Annotated in this window: 20 protein-coding genes; 13 read left to right on the top strand and 7 right to left on the bottom strand. The window is 69.2% G+C overall.

Features of this window, described 5'->3' with window-relative positions:
- Position 1: 1 nt before the first annotated feature.
- On the top strand, positions 2-1,291 hold the full coding sequence (locus PKO50_RS01995; protein WP_109933212.1) for a uracil-xanthine permease family protein: 1,290 nt from the start codon (positions 2-4) through the stop codon (positions 1,289-1,291).
- Between the two features lie 210 nt (positions 1,292-1,501).
- Positions 1,502-2,503 (top strand): lysylphosphatidylglycerol synthase transmembrane domain-containing protein, encoded by a 1,002-nt coding sequence (locus PKO50_RS01990; protein WP_109933213.1) that lies wholly within the window; start codon positions 1,502-1,504, stop codon positions 2,501-2,503.
- Positions 2,504-3,124: 621 nt separating this feature from the next.
- Here the strand turns inward: PKO50_RS01990 and PKO50_RS01985 are convergent.
- From PKO50_RS01985 to purU, 3 genes are read right to left on the bottom strand one after another with little or no spacing between them, the layout of a single operon-like run.
- Positions 3,125-4,108, bottom strand: a complete 984-nt coding sequence (locus tag PKO50_RS01985; RefSeq protein ID WP_275628661.1) for a zinc-dependent alcohol dehydrogenase family protein — start codon at positions 4,106-4,108, stop codon at positions 3,125-3,127.
- A 27-nt stretch (positions 4,109-4,135) separates the two neighbouring features.
- Positions 4,136-4,321: a hypothetical protein gene (locus PKO50_RS01980; protein ID WP_275628660.1), complete on the bottom strand. Its 186-nt coding sequence runs from the start codon at positions 4,319-4,321 to the stop codon at positions 4,136-4,138.
- A 41-nt stretch (positions 4,322-4,362) separates the two neighbouring features.
- Positions 4,363-5,214 (bottom strand): formyltetrahydrofolate deformylase, encoded by an 852-nt coding sequence (gene purU / locus PKO50_RS01975; protein WP_009615828.1) that lies wholly within the window; start codon positions 5,212-5,214, stop codon positions 4,363-4,365.
- Positions 5,215-5,465: 251 nt separating this feature from the next.
- Here purU and mvaT point away from each other — a divergent pair, with 251 nt between their 5' ends.
- A complete protein-coding gene (mvaT, locus tag PKO50_RS01970; protein ID WP_074982273.1) occupies positions 5,466-5,840 on the top strand; it encodes a histone-like nucleoid-structuring protein MvaT in 375 nt (124 codons plus the stop codon).
- A 69-nt stretch (positions 5,841-5,909) separates the two neighbouring features.
- Here mvaT and sbcB read toward each other — a convergent pair whose 3' ends face one another.
- On the bottom strand, positions 5,910-7,343 hold the full coding sequence (gene sbcB / locus PKO50_RS01965; protein WP_109933217.1) for an exodeoxyribonuclease I: 1,434 nt from the start codon (positions 7,341-7,343) through the stop codon (positions 5,910-5,912).
- Positions 7,344-7,460: 117 nt separating this feature from the next.
- Between sbcB and PKO50_RS01960 the strand changes: the two genes are divergently transcribed.
- The 7 genes from PKO50_RS01960 (at position 7,461) to PKO50_RS01930 (ending at position 15,219) form a co-directional block, all read left to right on the top strand.
- Positions 7,461-8,216, top strand: a complete 756-nt coding sequence (locus PKO50_RS01960) for a hypothetical protein (RefSeq protein ID WP_275628659.1) — start codon at positions 7,461-7,463, stop codon at positions 8,214-8,216.
- A gap of 133 nt (positions 8,217-8,349) precedes the next feature.
- The gene (locus tag PKO50_RS01955) at positions 8,350-9,075 is read left to right on the top strand and encodes an RDD family protein (protein WP_089389734.1); all 726 of its coding nucleotides are present in this window, start codon (positions 8,350-8,352) and stop codon (positions 9,073-9,075) included.
- Positions 9,072-10,055 (top strand): stage II sporulation protein M, encoded by a 984-nt coding sequence (locus PKO50_RS01950; protein ID WP_275628658.1) that lies wholly within the window; start codon positions 9,072-9,074, stop codon positions 10,053-10,055. The genes PKO50_RS01955 and PKO50_RS01950 overlap by 4 nt, the downstream gene beginning before the upstream one ends.
- The gene (locus tag PKO50_RS01945; protein ID WP_275628657.1) at positions 10,042-11,613 is read left to right on the top strand and encodes a DUF4129 domain-containing protein; all 1,572 of its coding nucleotides are present in this window, start codon (positions 10,042-10,044) and stop codon (positions 11,611-11,613) included. The genes PKO50_RS01950 and PKO50_RS01945 overlap by 14 nt, the downstream gene beginning before the upstream one ends.
- Positions 11,610-12,884: a DUF4350 domain-containing protein gene (locus PKO50_RS01940; protein ID WP_109933220.1), complete on the top strand. Its 1,275-nt coding sequence runs from the start codon at positions 11,610-11,612 to the stop codon at positions 12,882-12,884. Before PKO50_RS01945 ends, PKO50_RS01940 begins: the two co-directional genes overlap by 4 nt.
- A complete protein-coding gene (locus tag PKO50_RS01935; protein ID WP_109933221.1) occupies positions 12,881-13,891 on the top strand; it encodes a MoxR family ATPase in 1,011 nt (336 codons plus the stop codon). Before PKO50_RS01940 ends, PKO50_RS01935 begins: the two co-directional genes overlap by 4 nt.
- Positions 13,888-15,219, top strand: a complete 1,332-nt coding sequence (locus tag PKO50_RS01930) for a DUF58 domain-containing protein (protein ID WP_109933222.1) — start codon at positions 13,888-13,890, stop codon at positions 15,217-15,219. The genes PKO50_RS01935 and PKO50_RS01930 overlap by 4 nt, the downstream gene beginning before the upstream one ends.
- A gap of 697 nt (positions 15,220-15,916) precedes the next feature.
- Here PKO50_RS01930 and PKO50_RS01925 read toward each other — a convergent pair.
- The 3 genes from PKO50_RS01925 to PKO50_RS01915 form a co-directional block, all read right to left on the bottom strand.
- Positions 15,917-16,276 (bottom strand): PilZ domain-containing protein, encoded by a 360-nt coding sequence (locus PKO50_RS01925; RefSeq protein WP_109933223.1) that lies wholly within the window; start codon positions 16,274-16,276, stop codon positions 15,917-15,919.
- A gap of 59 nt (positions 16,277-16,335) precedes the next feature.
- On the bottom strand, positions 16,336-16,761 hold the full coding sequence (locus PKO50_RS01920; RefSeq protein WP_109933224.1) for a DUF4124 domain-containing protein: 426 nt from the start codon (positions 16,759-16,761) through the stop codon (positions 16,336-16,338).
- Positions 16,762-16,837: 76 nt separating this feature from the next.
- Complete coding sequence (locus tag PKO50_RS01915) at positions 16,838-17,209, bottom strand: hypothetical protein (RefSeq protein WP_275628656.1); 372 nt, start codon at positions 17,207-17,209, stop codon at positions 16,838-16,840.
- Positions 17,210-17,310: 101 nt separating this feature from the next.
- On the opposite strand from PKO50_RS01915, the gene PKO50_RS01910 reads away from it, so the two are divergent.
- The 3 genes from PKO50_RS01910 (at position 17,311) to pyk (ending at position 20,628) form a co-directional block, all read left to right on the top strand.
- On the top strand, positions 17,311-18,117 hold the full coding sequence (locus PKO50_RS01910) for a tetratricopeptide repeat protein (protein ID WP_275628655.1): 807 nt from the start codon (positions 17,311-17,313) through the stop codon (positions 18,115-18,117).
- A gap of 64 nt (positions 18,118-18,181) precedes the next feature.
- Entirely contained in the window at positions 18,182-19,111 is a 930-nt protein-coding gene (locus PKO50_RS01905; protein WP_275628654.1) for a universal stress protein, read from the top strand.
- A gap of 65 nt (positions 19,112-19,176) precedes the next feature.
- Entirely contained in the window at positions 19,177-20,628 is a 1,452-nt protein-coding gene (pyk, locus tag PKO50_RS01900; RefSeq protein ID WP_275628653.1) for a pyruvate kinase, read from the top strand.
- Positions 20,629-21,374 lie beyond the last annotated feature (746 nt).

Raw genomic sequence — 21,374 nt, 5'->3', positions numbered from 1 at the left:
CATGGCCGACGAATTCAATGACCCGCTGTGGCGCCAGGTCATTTCCGGCGCGCAGATGCTCTTCGTGGCCTTCGGCGCCCTGGTGCTGATGCCGCTGATCACCGGCCTGGACCCGAACGTGGCGCTGTTCACCGCCGGCTTCGGCACCCTCATGTTCCAGTTGGTGACCGGGCGCCAGGTGCCGGTGTTCCTGGCCTCCAGCTTCGCCTTCATCACTCCGATCATCCTCGCCAAGGGCCAGTTCGGCCTGGCCGCGACCATGGGCGGGGTGGTCGCCGCCGGTTTCGTCTACACCTTCCTGGGCCTGGCGGTGAAGATCAAGGGCACCGGCTTCATCGACCGCCTGCTGCCGCCGGTGGTGATCGGCCCGGTGATCATCTCCATCGGCCTGGCCATGGCGCCGATCGCCGCCAACATGGCCATGGGCAAGGCCGGCGACGGCACCGAGCTGATCCCCTACCGCACCGCCATGCTGATTTCCATGCCGGCGCTGGTCACCACCCTGATCGTCGCCGTGTTCGGCAAGGGCATGCTGCGCCTGGTGCCGATCATCAGCGGCGTGCTGGTGGGCTACGCGCTGTCCTTCGTGTTCGGCGTGGTCGACGTGGCCAAGATCGTTGCCGCGCCCTGGCTGGAACTGCCGAAGTTCACCGCGCCGGAATTCAACTGGCAGGCCATCCTGTTCATCGTCCCGGTGGCCCTGGCCCCGGCCATCGAGCACATCGGCGGGGTGATCGCCGTGGGCGGGGTGACCGGCAAGAACTACCTGAAGACCCCGGGCCTGCACCGCACCCTGCTGGGCGACGGCATCGCCACCTCCGCCGCCGGCCTGTTCGGCGGCCCGCCGAACACCACCTACGCCGAGGTCACCGGCGCGGTGATGCTGACCAAGAACTACAACCCGAAGATCATGACCTGGGCGGCGGCGTTCGCCATCGGCCTGGCCTTCGTCGGCAAGTTCGGCGCCATCCTGCAGAGCATCCCGGTGCCGGTGATGGGCGGCATCCTCTGCCTGCTGTTCGGCACCATCGCCTCGGTGGGCATGAACACCCTGATCCGCCACAAGGTCGACCTGTCCCAGGCGCGCAACCTGTGCATCGTCTCGGTGACCCTGGTGTTCGGCATCGGCGGCGTGCTGATCGGCTCGGGCACGGGCCCGGACGACTTCGGCCTGAAGGGCATCGCCCTGTGCGCCATCGTCGCCATCCTCCTGAACCTGATCCTGCCCGGCGAGGAAGGCTGGCAGAACAAGGCGCTGGAGGAAGGCGCCAAAGAGAGCGAACACCCGTGAGCCCCGGGCGCCCCGGACCGACGAAAGGACCGGGGCGCCGCTGCCGAGGCTGCCGTAGACTCCCCTCGGCGACTGCGAACGCCTGCCAGAGCTGGTAGTCCACAGAAGAGGGAAGCGCACAGTCCCGGAGGTAAATGTCATTTCCGTCTGCCGTAACGCCCTGCGCCCCGCCCTGAACGGAGCGCGCCCCACCCGCCCGCAGGCCCGGCCATGAGCCGTGCCTGGTGGCTGCTGATCGCCCTGCTCGGCGCCTCGCTGGTGCCGCTGGTGCTGGGCGGCCGGCCGATGCTCGAGCAACTGGCGCGCTTCCCGCTGGACAGCCTGCTGCTGTTGCTCGGCATGATCCTGCTGTGCTGGCTGATCAATGCCCAGAAGCTGCGCGTGCTGCTGGCCGGCCGCGCCGGGCCGCTGAGCCAGCGGCAGTCGATCGGCATCATCATGGCCTCGGAGTTCGCCTTCTACGCCACCCCCGGCGGCAGCGGCGCGCCGCTGACGCTGATGGCCCTGCTGGCCCGCCGAGGCCTGCGCCCGGCACAGAGCAGCGCGATCTTCGCCGTCGACCAGCTCAGCGACCTGCTGTTCTTCCTCAGCGCCCTGCTGGTGGTGCTGTGCTACACGCTGTCCCACAGCCTGAGCCCGAACCTGGAATCCTCGCTGCTGGTCAGCGCCGTGCTGCTGGGCGGCATCCTCGCCGGCGTGGTGCTGCTGGCGCGCTTCCAGCGCCGGGTGATCCGCGCCAACGGCCGCCTGCTGGCGCGCCTGCACGTCGGGCCGCGACGGCGCCTGCACCTGGCGCGCAAGCTGCTGCACTTCCGCGACAGCATCGTCACCAGCCTCAAGCAGCCACGCCGGCGCCTGGCCCTGGTGTTCCTGCTCACCAGCTGCCACTGGCTGCTGCGCTTCTCGGTGCTCTACCTGATCCTCCAGGCCATGGGCGTGGAACTGCACTGGGCCTGGACCTTCCTGATCCAGCTGCTGTCCCTGGCCGCCGGCCTGGCCACCCTGCTGCCGGGCGGCGCCGGCGGCACCGAGCTGACCTCGCTGGCGCTGCTCAGCCCGCTGGTGGGCAAGCCGACCGCGGCCGCGGCCATCCTGGTCTGGCGGGTGGTGACCTACTACTTCTACCTGGTGGCGGGCGCGCCGGTGTTCGCCATCATGGCCGGCCGCCCGCTGCTGCGCCGCCTGGTCGGCCTGCGCAACCGCGACGCTTAGGCGCCGGCCCTGCCGGCGGTATCGCGGACGGAGTCCTCCTGCGAGGAAACTCAATGCCTCACGACAACCGTAGGAGCGGGCCCTGCCCGCGATTTCGCGCGCAGGGCGCGCTCCTACAGGGGAATGGCGCGGGTGGGGCAGCTGGGTATCGCAAGCTCAACCCCTCCTATGCCGCCCCCTTGCAACCCGTAGGGCGCATAACGCCTAAGGCGTTATCCGCCGCCGCCGTCGGGCACCGGCGTTCCGGCCGGCGGCGGATAACCGCGAACGGTTATTCGCCCTACGGTCGAGCATGGTCGTAGGGCCCTGCCCGCGATTTCGCGCGCAGGGCGCGCTCCTACAGGGGAATGGCGCGGGTGGGGCAGTTGGGTATTGCAAGCCCAACCCCTCCTATGCCGCCCCCTTGCAACCCGTAGGGCGCATAACGCCTACGGCGTTATCCGCCGCCGTCGGGCACCGGCGTTCCGGCCGGCGGCGGATAACCGCGAGCGGTTATTCGCCCTACGGTCGAGCATGGTCGTAGGGCCCTGCCCGCGATTTCGCGCGCAGGGCGCGCTCCTACAGGTGGGGCAGCGGTGGTGCCGTCCGCGATGGCCAGGCATCCACACCATGCCGCTACTCTTACGGCACCAGCACCGCCGCGCCCTGGAAGCGCCCGTGGCGCAGGTCGTCCAGGGCCTGGTTGGCCTGCTCCAGCGGGTAGCGCTGCACCTCGGTGCGCACCCCGGCGCGGACGGCCACGGGGAAGAACTCCAGGCCGTCGCGGCGGGTCAGGTTGGCCACCGAGACCAGCTCGCGCTCGCCCCACAGGATCGAATAGGGGAAGCTGGGGATGTCGCTCATGTGGATGCCGGCGCAGACCACCCGGCCGCCCTTGCGCACGGCGCGCAGCGCGGCGGGCACCAGTTCGCCGGCCGGGGCGTAGATGATCGCCGCGTCCAGCATCTGCGGCGGCGCCTGGTCGGACGGGCCGGCCCAGGCGGCGCCCAGGGAACGGGCGAAGGCCTCGGCGGCGTGGTCGCCGGGCCGGCTGAAGGCGTAGACCTCGCGCCCCTGCCAGCGCGCCACCTGCAGCACGATGTGCGCCGCCGCGCCGAAGCCATAGAGGCCCAGGCGCCGGCCGTCGCCGGCCTTGACCAGCGAGCGCCAGCCGATCAGCCCGGCGCACAGCAGTGGCGCCAGCTCGGCGTCGTCGCCCGCCTCGCCCAGGGCGAAGGTGAAGCGCGCGTCGGCCACCACGTATTCGGCATAGCCGCCCGGCCGGGTGTAGCCGGTGAATTGCGGCGCGTCGCAGAGGTTTTCCCTGTCATGGGTGCAGGGCGGGCAGTGGCCGCAGGTATGCCCCAGCCAGGGCACGCCGACCCGCTGGCCCGGGGCGAAACCCTCGACGCCTTCGCCCAGGGCATCGACGTAGCCGACGATCTCGTGCCCGGGGATCACCGGCAGGGGCACCGCCGGCAGCTCGCCGTCGACCACGTGCAGGTCGGTGCGGCAGACCCCGCAGGCCGCCACGCGCACGCGCAGCTCGCCGGGGCCGGGTTGCGGCATGGGCAGCTCGCGCAATCGCAGCGGCTGGCCCACCTGTTCGAGCACCATGGCGCGCATGGCTCACCTCCGCATACGGCTAGTCGATCAGGGTTTCTTCGGCGGCGCCTCGGGGCACGGCCGGTCGTCCTGCAGCTCGCGCCAGAGCTCGGCGGCACCGGGGAACTCGGTGCCGTCCTCCTCGCTCAGGGCGTCGAGGTCGTAACGGCTGGTACAGCCCTCGCCCAGGGTGGGCGGCGGGGTGGCGGTACCGGGGGCTTTTTCGTCGGCCATGGCCGGGCTCTCCTATCGCAGGTTCGCCCGGCCGGCGTGGCTCAGTCGAACACCACGGTCTTGTTGTCGTGCACCAGCACGCGGTCTTCCAGGTGATAGCGCAAACCGCGCGCCAGCACCATCTTTTCCACGTCCTTGCCCAGGCGCACCATCTCCTCGACGTTGTCACGGTGGCTGACGCGCACCACGTCCTGCTCGATGATCGGGCCGGCGTCCAGTTCCTCGGTGACGTAGTGGCAGGTCGCGCCGATCAGCTTCACGCCGCGCAGCGAGGCCTGGTGGTAGGGCTTGGCGCCGATGAACGAGGGCAGGAAGCTGTGGTGGATGTTGATCACCTGGTGGCGGTACTTCTGGCACAGGTCCGGCGGCAGGATCTGCATGTAGCGCGCCAGCACCACGTTGTCGGCCTGGTGCTCGTCGATCAGCCGCGACACCTCGTCGAAGGCCGGCTGCTTGTTCTTCGCATCCACCGGCACGTGGAAGTACGGGATGCCGTGCCACTCGACCATGCTGCGCAGGTCGTCGTGGTTGGCGATCACGCAGGGGATCTCGCAGTCCAGCTCGCCGCTGTGCCAGCGGTGCAGCAGGTCGGCCAGGCAGTGCGACTCGCGGCTGGCCATCAGCACCACGCGCTTCTTCACCGCCGAGTCGGTGATGCGCCAGACCATGTTGAACTCGCGGGCGATGGGGGCGAAGGCCTGGCGGAACCCGTCGAGGTCGAACGGCAGGGAGTCGGCGCGAATCTCGTGCCGCATGAAGAACCAGCCGTTGTCGTTGTCGGAGTGATGACTGGCCTCGGTGATCCAGCCGTTGTAAGTGGCCAGGAAATTACTCACCTTGGCGACGATGCCGACCCCGTCGGGACAGGCGATCACCAGTCGGAAAGTGCGCATGGGTGTAGCTCCAGATACTTCGCGAAGGCCGCCATTCTAGCGGCTGCCCGGGAAAACCGCGACCGCTGGCGGGGGACATTCGGACGCGTCCGGATTTAACTGCGGGGACAATGCGTCTATCCGGGCAACTTAAATATTACGTTAAGTAGTGAGAAAACTTTACTTGATGGTTTACTCAAACAAATCGCCTGACTATTATTGGAAATACTAATATTCCAGCCACGCTTGACCTCAAGACAAGGTACCCCGACATGTCACTGATCAATGAGTACCGCGCCACCGAAGAAGCCATCAAGGAACTTCAAGAGCGCCTCAAGTCCCTGGAGAAGGACGACAAGCTGAAGAAGGAACTGGAGTTCGAAGAGAAACTCCGCACGCTCATGGGTGGCTATGGCAAGTCCCTGCGTGACATCCTCGCGCTGCTCGATCCGGACGCCAAACTGAGCAAGGCCCCGCGTGCCGCCAAGGCCACCGGCAGCAAGCGCGCGCGCAAGGTCAAGCAATACAAGAACCCGCACAACGGCGAAGTCATCGAAACCAAGGGCGGCAACCACAAGACGCTCAAGGAATGGAAGGCCAAGTGGGGCGCCGACACCGTCGAGAGCTGGGCCACCCTGCTGGGCTGAACCCCGCGCCAGGCGAAAACGCCAGCTTCGGCTGGCGTTTTTTATTGCCCGCGAACAACTCGCGGAACACTAAAGGCAATAACGCTGACGCAAGACAGCGGCATATGCCTGCCACTCCTGCAGCAATGCCCTGCCCTGCAGCCCAGTATTTTCGAGCTGTTCAGCCAAAGCCACTTCGAAGTTCGCGAGGGTATTGGGCGCGCCGTACTCGTCGAGCATCAGACGGCAACGGCAGAACTCTCGCCATTGTTCCTGCTCCGCGGCAGACAAAGTTTCCGGAAAATTCCGCGCGCGATAACGGAACAGAAGTTCCACCAAGCGTGGATCGTCGAATGGCCATTGTTCTCGCCCGAGGCGCACCGGGTCCGCCTGGCGCACCTGTTCGCAGAGCCGACGGTCACGGTCGCCGATAAAACCGTCATATAGCTGCTGTTCCGGATCCTCGCTGCCGGCGAAGTTCTCCTGCGCATATATCGCGGCCAGCTTGTCCTGCCACAGCGGTTTACCTTCGACCAGCAGCCGTTCGCGTTCGCGCCAGGCCGCCAGGTCGATGCCCAGGCGCGCCTGGTCCTGCTCGCGCAGCACCGCCAGCGGCGCCAGCACCGGGCAGCGGTTGACGTGCACCAGCTTCAGCGGCACCGGCAGCTCGCCCTCGCCCAGTTCCTCGCGGCGGGTGTACAGGCGCTGGCGCAGGGCCTCCGCATCCAGCTCCAGCAACGGCGCCGGGTCCAGCCCCAGGTCGCAGACGATCAGGGCATTGCGGTTGCGCGGGTGCCAGGCCAGGGGCAGCACCAGCGACAGGAAGCTGCGCGCCGCCGAGAAACGCCCGGACACATGCACCAGCGGCTTGAGCAGCTGCACCTGGTCGAGCACCGCGTGCTTGCCGCGCAGGCGGTAGAGGAAGTCGTAGAGCTTGGGCTGGCGCTGGCGGACCAGCCGGGCCATGGCGATGGTCGCGCGCACGTCGGACAGGGCGTCGTGGGCCTGGCCGTGCTCCAGGCCGTTGGCCTCGGTGAGGCGCTCCAGCTTGAGGGTGACCATCCCTTCCTCGTTCAGCGGCCACTGGATGCCTTCCGGGCGCAGCGCGTAGGCGGTGCGCACCAGGTCGATCAGGTCCCAGCGGCTGTTGCCGCCCTGCCATTCGCGGGCGTAGGGGTCGAAGAAGTTGCGGTAGAGGCTGTAGCGGGTGACCTCGTCGTCGAAGCGCAGGGTGTTGTAGCCGGCCACGCAGGTGCCCGGGCGCGACAGCTCGGCGTGCAGGCGGGTCATGAACTCGGCCTCGCCCAGGCCCTGCTCTTCCAGGCGCTGCGGGGTGATACCGGTGATCAGGCAGGCCGCCGGGTGCGGCAGAATGTCGTCGCTGGGGCGGCAGTAGAAGTTCAGCGGCGCCTCGATCTCGTTGAGCGCCTCGTCGGTGCGGATGCCGGCGACCTGCAACGGGCGGTCGCGGCGTGGATCGATGCCGGTGGTCTCGTAGTCGTACCAGAAGATGCTGGCGGTCATGGCGCTCTCCCTTGGCCTGGCCGGGCAGTCTATCACCCCGCCATGGGCTGCCCGGAAGCTCGCTATCGGTTATGGTGTAGGCGCGGTTTCTTTCACCATCACCAAGGATTGGCTCATATGAACCAGGAACTCGAACAGAACCCCTACGCCACGCCGGCCAGCCAGCTGCAACAGAACCCCACGGGCGCGGGCGCGCCCGGCATCGAGGAAGCCCTCGCCCGCGGCTATGACTTCCGCATCGGCGACGTGCTGGGCGAAGCCTGGCGCAAGGTCAAGGGCATGAAGGGCACGCTGGTGGTCGCGGCCATCATCTACGCCGTGGCGGTCAACCTGCTGAGCTTCGTCATCGCCTTCGTCCTCGGCCTGCTGGGCCTGATCCACGACTCCGAACCCGGCGCGCTGCAAATCATCGTCAGCGTCCTCGCCGGCGCGCTCTGCTACCCGCTGCTGGCCGGGCTGAACATGATCGGCATCCGCCGCGCCGCCGACCAGCCGGCGACCATCAACGAGCTGTTCGCCTACTTCGGCCTGTTCGTCCCGCTGCTCGTCACCGGCCTGGCGATCACCGTGCTGACCTACCTGGGCCTGATCCTGCTGGTGCTGCCGGGCATCTACCTGGGCGTCTCCTATGCCCTGGCCATCCCGCTGGTGGTGGAGCGCGGGCTGTCGCCCTGGCAGGCCATGGAGGCCTCGCGCAAGGCCGTCGGCCAGCACTGGTTCAAGGTCTTCGGCCTGTTCCTGGCGCTCGGCCTGATCATGATGCTCAGCGCCATCCCGCTGCTGATCGGCCTGGTGTGGACGCTGCCGCTGGCCTTCATCGCCATCGGCGTGCTCTACCGCACCATCTTCGGCGTGCTGCCGCCGGCCAACTGAGCCCCGCGCCGCCCCGGCGACCTCGCCGGCGCGGCGCTTTTCGGAGCGCTTGGCGTTTCGACACGCAGCGGGTTGCGCAGGAACGCCAACAGCCCCTAGCATCTGGATTTCCCTTCAGCGACTGCCAACGCCCTTGATCGCCGCCGCGCCACCACGCCCCGCCAGCCCGCCGCTGGACACCCGCTACCAGGTGGAAACCCCGGAAGGCATCGACCTTTTGCTGCGCCCGGCCGGGCCGGTGGCCCGCGCCCTGGCCTACCTGATCGACCTGGGCATCCGCGTGCTGCTGATGCTGGTGATGTACATCCTGCTGGCCTTCCTCGGCCAGCTCGGCACCGGCCTCGGCCTGCTGCTCACCTTCCTCGTCACCTGGTGGTACATGGTCTTGTTCGAAGTGCTCAACCAGGGGCGTTCGCCCGGCAAGCAGGTCATGGGCCTACGCGTGGTCCACGACGACGGCACGCCGGTCGGCTGGTCCGCCTCGCTGCTGCGCAACCTGCTGCGCTTCGCCGACATCCTGCCCTTCGGCTACACCCTGGGCCTGCTGGCCTGCCTGTCCAACCCGGCGTTCAAGCGCCTGGGCGACCTGGCCGCCGGCACCCTGGTGATCTACCGCGACCCGCCGCCAAGCCGGCCGCAGGTCCCGCAGGTGCCGCCGCTGCTGCCGCCGTGCCCGCTGAGCCTGGCCGAGCAGCGCGCCGTCACCGGCTTCAGCGAGCGCGCCGCGGGCCTGTCGGCGGCGCGCCGCGAGGAACTGGCGGGGATTCTCGCCGAGCCCCTGGGCGTGCCCGCGGAACAGGCCGAGGCGCGCCTGGCCGGCATCGCCAGCGGCCTGCTCGGCGGAGGCCTGGCGCCATGAAGCAGAGCCTGTTCGAGCAACGCCACCGCAACGACTGGAAGCGCTTCGCCAAGCGCCTGGAACAGCTGGAGGGCGGCAAGCGCGAGGAATCCACCCGCGACGGCAACTTCGCCAGCGACTACCGCAGCCTCTGCCAGCAACTGGCCCTGGCCCAGGACCGCGGCTACAGCAGCCACCTGATCGACCACCTGCAGCAACTGGCCATGCGCGGCCACCAGCAGTTCTACCGCCACCGCAGCCACCTGGGCGCGCGGCTGATCGGCTTCCTGCTGGCCGGCTTCCCGCGCCTGGTGCGCGAGCAGTGGCGCGCCATCGCCGTCGCCAGCCTGCTGTTCTACGGCAGCCTGCTGTTCATGGGCCTGCTGGTGTACTGCTTCCCCGACCTGGTCTACAGCGTGCTCAGCGCCGAGCGGGTGGCGGAAATGGAAAGCATGTACGCCCCCGACGCCGCGCGCCTGGGCCCGCTGGGCGAGCGCGGCGCCGGGGACAACTGGCAGATGTTCGCCTTCTACGTGATGAACAACATCGGCATCGCCTTCCAGACCTTCGCCAGCGGCCTGCTGTTCGGCCTGGGCAGCCTGTTCTTCCTGTTCTTCAACGGCCTGATGATAGGCGCGGTGGCCGGCCACCTGACGCAGATCGGCTACGTGCAGACCTTCTGGTCCTTCGTCATCGGCCACGGCGCCTTCGAGCTGACCGCCATCACCTTCGCCGGCGCCGCCGGGCTCAAGCTCGGCTGGGCGCTGCTCGCCCCCGGGCGCCTGAGCCGCGGCGAGGCGCTGCGGCAGGCAGCGGCCAAGGCCATCCAGCTGGTCGCCGGGGTGATACTGCTGCTGCTCGCCGCCGCCTTCGTCGAGGGCTACTGGTCCTCGCTCACGCGCTTCCCGGCCACGGTCAAGTACGGCGTCGGCGCCGTGCTCTGGCTGCTGGTGGGCAGCTACTTCCTGTTCGCCGGACGCCAGCGCCATGCGCCTGACTGACGCCAGCGTGGCGATCCGCCCGCGCAGCGCCTGGGAAGCGCTGGACCTCGGCGTGCTGCTGGCGCGGCGCCACGCCGGGCTGCTGATGGCCAGCTGGGCGCTGGTCACGCTGCCGGTGTTCGCCCTGCTCAGCCTGCTGCTGTGGGACTACTCCAGCCTGGCCATCCTGGTCTTCTGGTGGCTGAAGCCGGCCTTCGAGCGCCTGCCGCTGTACATCCTCTCCCGCGCCCTGTTCGCCGATACCCCGACGCTGCGCCAGGCCCTGCGCGCCTTCCCCGGCCTGCTCCGGCGCCAGCTGCTGCCCAGCCTGCTGTGGCGGCGCTTCAGCCCGACGCGCAGCTTCGACCTGCCGGTGCTGCAGCTCGAAGGCCTCGCCGGGCAGGCGCGCAGCCAGCGCCTGGTGGTGCTGGGCCAGCGCAACGCCGGCGGCGCCACCTGGCTGACGGTGGTCGGCATGCACTTCGAGCTGGCCCTGTACCTGGGGCTGATGGCGCTGCTCTACCTGATGCTGCCGCAGCAGTGGCTGTCGGACTGGAAATGGCAGGCCCTGCTGGATGCCCTGCAGGGCGACTGGCAATGGCTGGAGCACCTGTCCAACCTGCTCTACGCCCTGGTCCTGGTGGTCTGGGAACCGGTCTACGTGGCCTGCGGCTTCACCCTCTACCTCAACCGCCGCACCGAGCTGGAGGCCTGGGACATCGAACTGGTGTTCCGCCGCCTGCGCCAGCGCCTGGTCGGCAGCGCCTACGCCCTGCTGCTGGTGTGCGCCGGCGCCCTGGCGCTGCTGCCCGGCAGCGCGCCCTGGGCCGCGGAAAGCGCCACCAGCTGCCCGCTCCCCAACCAGGACCCGAACGGCCCCGAGGCCGCGCGCCTGCTGCACCAGAAGCTGACCAGCGAGCAGTCGCGCCAGGCCGTCGACGCCCTGCTCGACGCCCCGCCCTTCCGCAACAGCGAGACGGTCACCCGCTGGCGCCTGGGCGAGCCGCCCAAGGAGAAGGCCGGCAAGGGCAACGAGGACGACCTCAAGGCCTTCTTCGACGCCCTGGCCCACTGGCGGCCGCTGGGCCTGGTCCTGCAGTCGCTGCAGACGCTGCTGTGGGCCGCGCTGGTCGCCGCCGTGGTCCTGCTGCTGTGGCGCTACCGCGAATGGCTGCGCCTGTTCGCCACCCGCCTGGGCCTGCCGCAGAAGGCCCGGCGCGAGACGCCGGCGGTGCTGTTCGGCCTGGAACTGGCCCCCGAAAGCCTGCCCGAGGACATCGCCAGCGCCGCCGAGCGGCTCTGGGACGAACAGCCCCGCCTGGCCCTGGGCCTGCTCTACCGCGCCCTGCTCAGCCGCCTGCTGCACGACTACCGGGTGCCGCTGCGCGACTCCAGCACCGAAGGCGAGGTGCTGGGCCAGGTGCAAGGCCTGCAGCAGCCCGAGCTGGACCGCTACGCGCGGGAACTGACCCTGCACTGGCAGGCCCTCGCCTACGGCCACCGCCCGCCGCCCGGCGAGCTGCGCCAGGCGCTGTGCGACGGCTGGCGCCGGCTGTTCGGCCCGGGAGCGCCGGCATGAGCCGCTCCACCCGCTGGCTGCTCGGCGTGCTGGTGCTGCTGGTCGGCGCCGCCGTGGCCTGGTACCTGTACCAGCACCTGCGGCCCTACCCGGAGAAGATCGAGCACGGCGCCTCCCCCGAGGCCCGCGCCAACCCCTACCTGGCCGCCGAACGCTTCCTCCGCGGCCGCGGCCTGCAGGTCGACAGCGCCAAGGGCCTGGAAGTACTCGACGGCCTGCCCAGCCGGGGCCGCACCCTGGTCCTGCTGGGCAGCCGCGAGAACGTCACCCCCGCGCAGAACCGCGCCCTGCTCGACTGGACGCGCCGCGGCGGCCACCTGATCGTCACCGCCGAGCGCCTGTGGGACGAGAAGGACGGCAAGAGCGGCGACCTGCTGCTCGACCCGCTGGGCATCCAGCAGTACCTGACCGAGGACCTGGACAAGGGCGCCAGCGCCGACAAGCCCGAAGCCGACGGCGAGGCCGCGCCGCCGGGCAAGGTGCCGCCGCCCAAGGGCGCCGAGCAGCCCGCTGCCCCCGCGGGGGACCCGGCCAAGGCCGAGGAAGAAGAGGACGCCGACGCCTACCCGGACCTGACCAAGCTCTACCTGGAGAACGAGCAGGCCCCGGCCTACATCGGCTTCGACACCGAATACCACCTCTACGACTCGAAGAACCTGGCCTACGCCTGGGCCAACAGCCACGACGCCACCCACCTGCTGCAACTGCAGCTGGGCGACGGCCTGGTCACGGTGCTGACCGACAACTGGATCTGGCAGACCGCCAACCTCGACGCCTACGACAACGCCTGGCTGCTCTGGTACCTGACCCAGGACAGCGCCGTCACCCTGGTCTACCGCGCCGACGGCGACAGCCTGCTGAACCTGCTGCTGCGCAACTACCCCCAGGCGCTGCTGGCCCTCGCCCTGCTGCTGGCGCTGCTGCTGTGGCGCGCCGGCCTGCGCCAGGGCCCGCTGCAACCGGTGCCCAGCCGCGCCCGCCGGCAACTGGTGGAGCACCTGCGCGCCGGCGCCGACTTCCTGCTCCGCCAGCGCGGCCACGTGGCCCTGGTGCAAGGCCTGCAGCGCGACGTGCTGCGCCGCGCCCGGCAACGCCAGCCGGGCTTCGAACGCCTGCCGATCGCCGAACAGTGGCAACTGCTCGGGCGCATGACGCGCCTGCCGGTCAGCGCCATCAGCCAGGCCATGCGGCCCTACCCGGCGCCCCGCATGAGCGCCGCCGAATTCACCCGCCAGGTCGCCCACCTGCAAAGCCTCAGGAATGCCCTATGAGCGAACAGACGCCCGAACCCAGCGCCACCCCGACCGCCAACCCGGCGGCCCAGCGCCAGCGCGCCAGCCAGCTGGCCCAGGCCCTGCGCCACGAACTGCAGAAGGCCCTGATCGGCCAGGCCGGGGTGATCGACGACGTGCTCACTGCCCTGCTCGCCGGCGGCCACATCCTGGTCGAGGGCGTGCCGGGGCTGGGCAAGACCCTCCTGGTGCGCGCCCTGGCCCGTTGCTTCGACGGCGCCTTCGCGCGCATCCAGTTCACCCCCGACCTGATGCCCAGCGACGTCACCGGCCACGCCGTGTACGACCTGGCCAGCGAGCAGTTCAAGCTGCGCAAGGGCCCGGCCTTCACCAACCTGCTGCTGGCCGACGAGATCAACCGCGCCCCGGCCAAGACCCAGGCGGCGCTGCTGGAAGTCATGCAGGAACGCCAGGTCACCCTGGAGGGCCGCGCCCTGCCGGTGCCGCAGCCGTTCATGGTGCTGGCCACGCAGAACCCCATCGAGCAGGAAGGCACCTACCCGCTGCCCGAGGCCGAGCTGGACCGCTTCATGCTCAAGCTGCGCATGGACTACCCGCAGGAAGCCGAGGAACAGACCCTGGTGCGCCAGGTGACGCGCTCGGCGCGCAGCGACATGCTCGAGGTGGCGCCGCTGCGCCCGCTGCTCAAGGACAAGGACGTGCTGGCGCTGCAGAAGATCGCCGCCGACCTGGCCATCGACGACCAGGTGCTCGACTACGCCGTGCGCATCGCCCGCACCACCCGCAGCTGGCCGGGCCTGGCCCTGGGCGCGGGCCCCCGCGCCTCCATCGCCCTGGTGCGCTGCGCCCGCGCCCGCGCGCTGCTGCGCGGCGGCGACTTCGTCCTCCCCGACGACGTCAAGGCCTGCGCCCTGGCGGTGCTGCGCCACCGCGTGCGGCTGTCGCCGGAGCTGGACATCGAGGGCCTGTCGGTGGACCAGGTGCTGCAACAACTGCTCGACCAGGTACCGGCGCCGCGCCTATGAAGCCCTCGCGCGTCCTGCTCGCGCTGCTCGCCGCGCTGGCCCTGGCCGCCATCGGCCTGGGCAGCGCCACGGCCCTGGGCAGCCCGGCGCCGGCCTGGCTGCAGGAGCTGTGGTGGGGCCTGCTGCTGGCCCTGCTCGGCCTGGCCCTGGGCGATGCCCTGTGGCTGCGCCGCCTGCCCAGCCCGCGCCTGCAACGCCAGCTGGCCGGCAACCTGCCGCTGGGGCGCTGGAGCGAGGTGCGCCTGCAACTGCAGCACGGCTTCCGCCAGCGCCTGCGGGTGACGCTGTTCGACCACCTGCCCGCGGGCATGGACTTCGAGCACCTGCCCCTGGCCGTGGAACTGCACCCGGGCGAGACCACCCAGGTCGGCTACCGCGTGCGGCCGCTGCAGCGCGGCCACTTCGTCTTCCCCCGCTGCGAGCTGGAACTGCCCAGCCCACTGCACCTGTGGCGCGGCCGGCGCTTCCTCGAGGTGCGCGACGAAACCCGCGTCTACCCCGACTTCGCGCGCATCTACGGCGCCGAGCTGATGGCCGTGGACCACTGGCTCAGCCGCATCGGCGTGCGCCCCGGGCAGCGCCGCGGCCTGGGCCTGGAATTCCACCAGTTGCGCGAATTCCGCGACGGCGACACCCTGCGCCAGATCGACTGGAAGGCCACCGCCCGCAAGCGCACGCCCATCGCCCGCGAATACCAGGACGAACGCGACCAGCAGATCCTCTTCCTGCTCGACTGCGGCCGCCACATGCGCAGCAAGGACGGCGACCTCTCGCACTTCGACCACGCCCTCAACGCCAGCCTGCTGCTGGCCTACGTGGCCCTGCGCCAGGGCGACGCGGTGGGCCTGCAGACCTTCGCCGGCGAACGCCCGCGGCACCTGCCGCCGGCCAAGGGCAACGCCCAGCTGGGCGCCCTGCTCAACGCCGTGTACGACCTGGACAGCAGCCAGCGCCCGGCGGACTACGCCGCCGCCGTGCAGGCCCTGCTCACGCGCCAGCGCCGCCGCGCCCTGGTGGTGCTGGTGACCAACCTGCGCGACGAGGACGACGAGGAACTGCTGGGCGCGGTGCGCCGCCTCGGCCGCCAGCACCGCGTGCTGGTCGCCAGCCTGCGCGAGGAAGTGCTCGACCAGTTGCGGCAGGCGCCGGTGCAGGGCTACGACGAGGCCCTGACCTACTGCGGCGCCCTGGACTACCTGAACGCCCGCGCCGGCCTGCACGAAAAGCTGCTGGCCAACGGCGTGCCGGTGCTGGACGCCCGCCCCAGCCAGCTGGGCCCGGAACTGGTCAGCCGCTACCTGGGCTGGAAACGCGCCGGAGCGCTGTGACGGGCGCCTTGCATTGCGCGTAGGGCGGATAACGCCTACGGCGTTATCCGCCCTACGAACTATCGCGAACGCGGGAAGCCAGGTTCGCGAGCAAGAACTAGGCGTCCCCCTCGATCCTACGAAAAGCAAAAGCGCTTTTGCTCTGGCGTTTGGGATTTCCAGAGAAACATCCGAGCGCACCGGAACGCCCCTTCAGAAGGCCGAGCGAAACCGGCGCTCAGGAGGTCATGCGACATGGATGTCGCTAGAGCCCCGATCAGCACAGGGACGTGCTGTCGGGGCGGGCCTCCGTGGCGGGGGAGTTCGCGAGGGTAGCCCGGCTTCATCGGGCCCGTATGTCGGGGCAAGCCTTTTTGGTTACTTTTGTGGCGATTGACAAAAGTGACTCGCCCGAGGGGGCGAAACGAGAGACATCAACGCACTCGGAGCGGCGCGCTACACCCAAACCCAATAGACAGTTGCTCCTACGGTTCCAGGGAAGCATCGATGTAGGACCTTGTCCGCGATAGCCTGGCGTATCGGCGCGATTCGCGGATGAGATCCGCTCCTACGGGTCGCCCCACAAGCCACGCCCATGTAGGAGCGCGCCCTGCGCGCGAATCGCGGGCAGGGCCCGCTCCTACACGTATCATTCGCATACCGCCGATGTTTCCCTGTCCTTCATCACCGCCCAGGTCGGTTCAGCGCATCCCGCTGCTCAGACCGACTCCACCTGGCGGCGAAAACTGAAATAACGGCGCAGCGCTTCGACCAGCTCGGCATACTCCGGCGGCGGCGCCACCAGGCTGAAGCCGGAGTCGAAGCTGCCCGGGGTGACGTCTTCGTGGCACCACTGGCAGGTGCCGCTGAAGTCGATGTGCTGGACCTTGCCGTCCTGCCCGGGGATCTTCAGGCGCATGTCGAATCGCCCGCCCACCAGCATCGGCAGCTGGCTGATCAGCAGCATGCCGTCCAGCGATACGTTGCCCAGGTAGCCCATGGGCTTGTCGGTGATGCTATTGAACACCTTCAGGTAGTACGGCAGCTGATGGCGCTCTATGTGTCGTTGATGACGCATAATGGCTATTCGCTATGATTTTTACCCAGTATGACGATGCAACCCCGCCACGGCCAGCACTAACGGCAGCCTTCGGCTACCCGCGCGGCCAGCGAGCGACGAGCGGCATCGATCTGCTCGTCGCTATAGTAGAGGCGTTCGCCCCGGGTATCTGTGGAGTAGTAGCGACCTCCGCGCTGCAATGTCGCCAACTGGTCGCGCAGGCGGTCGCACTCGGCGCCCGCCTTGGCCTGCTGCTCGGCGGCGCGGCTGCGCGCAGCGGCCTGTTCCTCGCTGCGCGCCTGGTAGAACTGGCGGGTACGCTCCTCGCGCTCGCGCGTGGCGGCATCGCGCTCGACCACCTGCGGCCTGACCTCGACGCGCTGCGCCCCCGGCGGCGGGGTTTCGCTGAAATGCACCTTGCCCTGGGCATCGGTCCAGCGATAGATGTCGGCCGCTGCCAGCAAGGGGGCCAGGGCCATACACAGGCACAGCAACGAACGCATCGCAACCTCCTCCTTGAAGCCAGCTACCTGAGCTTAGCGAGCGGCCCATCCCGCTCAAGCCGGCAACGACCGACGGTCACGGACGCGCCGGCAACGGTTGTGCCGCCCCGCTGCCAAACCGCCCGTTGAGGCGCAGGGTCTCCAGGCGCGCCTTGGCGCGGTAGGCGTACTCGCTGGCCGGGTAGCGGGCGATGATGAAGTCGTAGGTCTGCGCGGCGTCGACGTAGTACTTCTGGCGCTCCAGGCACAGGCCGCGGAGCATCGAGATCTCCGGCTGCAGCCAGGGCCGCGCGCGGCTCTTGCGCTCGGTGCGCGACAGGTCGAGCATCACCTGCTCGCAGTCGCCGCGATCGTAGGCGCGGTAGGCGCTGTCCAGGTTCTTGTTGGTCGACCAGCTGTTGCAGCCGGTAACACTCGCCGCCAGGGCCAGGACGCACAGTATTCGCATGGGGCATATCCTCCGTTGGGAACTGTATCGGCGCGCCTTGGCCGCGCTGAAGGGCATCACTAGACTGCGCAGGGAATACGCCCCGGCGCCAAGGAGATGCCATGCGCTTGCACCCCGCCCTGCCCCTGGTCGCCCTGTTGGGCCTGCTGGCCGCCTGCTCGCCGACCACGCCGCTGTTCGTCGCCCAGGTCACCACCGGCGAAGTCGCCGAGTACAAGAAGCTCAAGAGCGACCGCATGACCGCCGCGGTGGAAGAGGAAGGCGACCTGCTCACCTACAGCGCCCAGGCCATCCGCGACGGCAAGAGCGCCGAGGCCGAGAAGCTCTACCTCACCGGCTACGACAATACCCGCTACAGCCCCGACGTGCGCGCCATCGCCCTGTACCAGATCGGCCTGATCTACATGAGCCGCTACAACGACCAGCGCGACGACGCCAAGGCCCTGGACTACTTCCAGCGCATCGACCGCGAGTTCCCCGGCACCGCCGCGGCCAGCCATGCCGACGCGCGCATCCTGATGATCCGCCAGCGCGCCAGGGAACCGGTGCAGAAGAACGCCCGCGAGCTGCTGGCCACCTGGAAGCCGCAGCAGAACCTGGACCTGAACAAGACCAGCCTGGACCCGGACATGACCCTGCTGTCGCGCCGCGCCGTGCTCAAGGACCGCGTCGCCGAGGCCGAGCAGCTGTACCTGCTGGCGGTCAACGACCCGGCCATCCCCGCCGACATCAAGCAGAAGGCGCTGTACCAGCTGGGCCTGATGTACATGGCCCCCGACAACCCGCACCCCAGCCGCAGCAAGGCCATCGGCTACCTGCGCCACCTGCTGGTGGACTACCCCGACGGCGAGCTGGCGAACAAGGCCGCGCGCCACCTGGACCAGGCGCTGAACCAGGGCGGCGACTGACACAGGTCAAGCCGGGCCGGCTACGCTTGCACTGCAATGGCAGCAGCCAAGCGAGGAGCCGACCATGAAACTGCAGCACCTGCTGGTGGTCATCGACCCCACCCGCGACGACCAGCCCGCCCTCACCCGCGCCCAGTGGATCGCCGAGCGCAGCGGCGCCAGCGTGACCCTGCTGGTGTGCGACTACAACCCGGCGCTGGACAACGGCCTGCTGATCCCGCAGCACGAGCTGGAGCGGGTGCGCATCCTGCAACAGACCGAGCGCCTGGACTGGCTCGACAAGCTGGCCGCGCCGCTGCGCCAGGCCGGCATCGACGTGCGCTGTCACACCCGCTGGGGCAAGCCGTTGTACCGCGAGATACTCGCCGCCGTGGCCGAGCACCAACCCGACCTGGTGCTCAAGTCCAGCAGCCGCCACGGCCTGCTCAAGCGCCTGTTCCTGACCAACACCGACTGGCAGCTGATCCGCCACTGCGAGGCGCCGCTGTGGCTGGTCCACCACGGCGCCTGGGAAGGGCGCAAGCTGTGCGCCGCCCTCGACCCGCTGCACGAGGGCGACAAGCCGGCGGCGCTGGACCGCCGGCTGATCGCCACGGCGCTGGAGCTGAACCGCCGCCTGGGCCTGCACGCCAGCTACCTGCACGCCTACGTGGCGCTGCCGCAGACCCTGGCCTTCGACGCCCAGTTGCTGGGCAGCTACGACGAGCACCTGAAGGCCACCGAGGCGCACCACCGCCAGGCCCTGCACAGGCTGATGGCCGCCCACCCGGCCATGGCCGCCGGCGACACCCACCTGCTGCAGGGCTTCCCCGAGGAGGTGATCCCCGAGTTCGTCCGCAACCAGGGCATCGACCTGCTGCTGATGGGCGCGGTGGCCCGTGGCCAGCTGGAGAGCGCATTGATCGGCCACACCGCCGAGCGCGTGCTGGAAGAAATCGAGTGCGACCTGCTGGTGCTCAAGCCGGCAGGCGAACCGTCATCGGAAAAGGGGTAAGATGGCCGCCGGGCCGGCCCGGCTCCCGCCGCCGGCCCGCACGCTCGTCTTCCAAGGAGTCCCGCATGTCCGTCCGCCGCACCAAGATAGTCGCCACCCTCGGCCCAGCCAGCCAGTCCCCCGAAGTCCTCGAGCAGTTGATCCTCGCCGGGATCGACGTCGCCCGCCTGAACTTCTCCCACGGCACCCCCGACGAGCACCGTGCCCGCGCCCAGTTGGTGCGCGACCTGGCCGCCAAGCATGGCCGCTTCGTCGCCCTGCTCGGCGACCTGCAGGGGCCGAAGATCCGCATCGCCAAGTTCGCCAACAAGCGCATCGAACTGGCCGTGGGCGACAACTTCCGCTTCTCCACCAGCCACCCGCGCGACGCCGGCACCCAGGAAGTCGTGGGCATCGACTACCCGGACCTGGTCAAGGACTGCGGCGTGGGCGACGAGCTGCTGCTGGACGACGGCCGCGTGGTCATGGTGGTGAAGCAGGTGAAGGCCGACGAGCTGGTCTGCGAAGTGCTGATCGGCGGCCCGCTGTCCGACCACAAGGGCATCAACCGCCGCGGCGGCGGCCTGACCGCGCCGGCCCTGACCGAGAAGGACAAGGCCGACATCAAGCTGGCCGCGAGCATGGACCTGGACTACGTCGCCGTGTCCTTCCCGCGTAACGCCAAGGACATGGAATACGCCCGCAGCCTGCTCCTCGAGGCCGGCGGCAAGGCCTGGCTGGTGGCCAAGATCGAACGCGCCGAGGCGGTGGCCGACGACGAGGCGCTGGACGGCCTGATCCGCGCCAGCGACGCGGTGATGGTGGCCCGCGGCGACCTCGGCGTGGAAATCGGCGACGCCGAGCTGGTGGGCATCCAGAAGAAGATCATCCTGCACGCCCGCCGCTACAACAAGGCGGTGATCACCGCGACGCAGATGATGGAGTCGATGATCCACAACCCCATGCCGACCCGCGCGGAAGTCTCGGACGTGGCCAACGCCGTGCTCGACTACACCGACGCCGTGATGCTCTCGGCCGAGAGCGCCGCCGGCGAATACCCGGTGGAAGCGGTCCAGGCCATGGCGCGCATCTGCCAGGGCGCGGAAAAGCACCCGACCACCAAGAAATCCAGCCACCGCCTGGGCCAGACCTTCGAGCGCTGCGACGAAAGCATCGCCCTGGCGGCCATGTACACCGCCAACCACTTCCCGGGCATCAAGGCGATCATCTGCCTCACCGAGAGCGGCTACACCCCGCTGATCATGTCGCGCATCCGCTCCTCGGTACCGATCTTCGCCTACTCCCCGCACCGCGAGACCCAGGCCCGCGTGGCGCTGTTCCGCGGCGTCGAGACCATCCCCTTCGACCCCGCCGCGCTGCCGCCGGAGCGCGTCAGCCAGGAAGCCGTGGACGCGCTGCTGCAGCGCGGCGTGGTGACCAAGGGCGACTGGGTGATCCTGACCAAGGGCGACAGCTACACCACCCAGGGCGGCACCAACACCATGAAGGTGCTGCACGTGGGGGACCTGTTGGTCTGAGTGGGATGGTGAGTGACGGAGGCCGCCCTTTGGGCGGCCTTTGTTTTTTGAGGGAAGTCACCTGTAGTTCATTACTTTCGCCCAACTCCGCTCCCTCTCCCCAGCCCTCGGCTGCGCGCCCCGCCCTGAAGGGAGAGGGGGCTTGTCCGTGCCGAGAGAAGGAATGGTTTCAGCCGGAAACCTTCGGCGTCGCCGGCTGACTCAGGAGCACCAGCGTCTGCCCAACGGTCCCCTCTCCCTTCAGGGAGAGGGTTAGGGAGAGGGCAGCGGCCAAGCCACACGCCAAGACCAACCGGCACACGCCTCCACCGCCACGACCGCATGGGTTTCGCAAAAACTCAACCCATCCTACGAAAGCACCTCGGCGCAGTCGGCAAGACCGTCCGCTTCCTACGTTGCAGGGGGCACGGCTTTTCGTAGGAGCGAGCTTGCTCGCGAACAGGCTTCGCTTTCGCGAGCAAGCTCGCTCCTACGAAGAGCACCTCGGCGCAGCCTATAAGACAGCGGCTCCCACACGCTGGTCAAAACCCGGACAGCTCCGTGCAACCCAACAACCACGCGCCCCCGACACATCCGCCCCAAGCTTATCCACAGCCCTTCCCACAGTTACTGTGGGCAAGCGCCGTGCGCTGATCGCACAGCCCGGCCTGCTGCCCGGCTGTCGGACAATCCCACGAAATCAGGCACTTGCGACGAACCTGGATGGCAGCGCAACGGGCGATGGATCAAATACCGCACAACGCCGC

Origin of the sequence: Pseudomonas sp. 273, from assembly GCF_029201425.1 — a bacterium.
Classification (GTDB): domain Bacteria; phylum Pseudomonadota; class Gammaproteobacteria; order Pseudomonadales; family Pseudomonadaceae; genus Pseudomonas; species Pseudomonas delhiensis.
The sequence above is the reverse complement of the archived record's forward strand: the minus strand, read 5'-3'. Positions and strand labels throughout refer to the sequence as shown.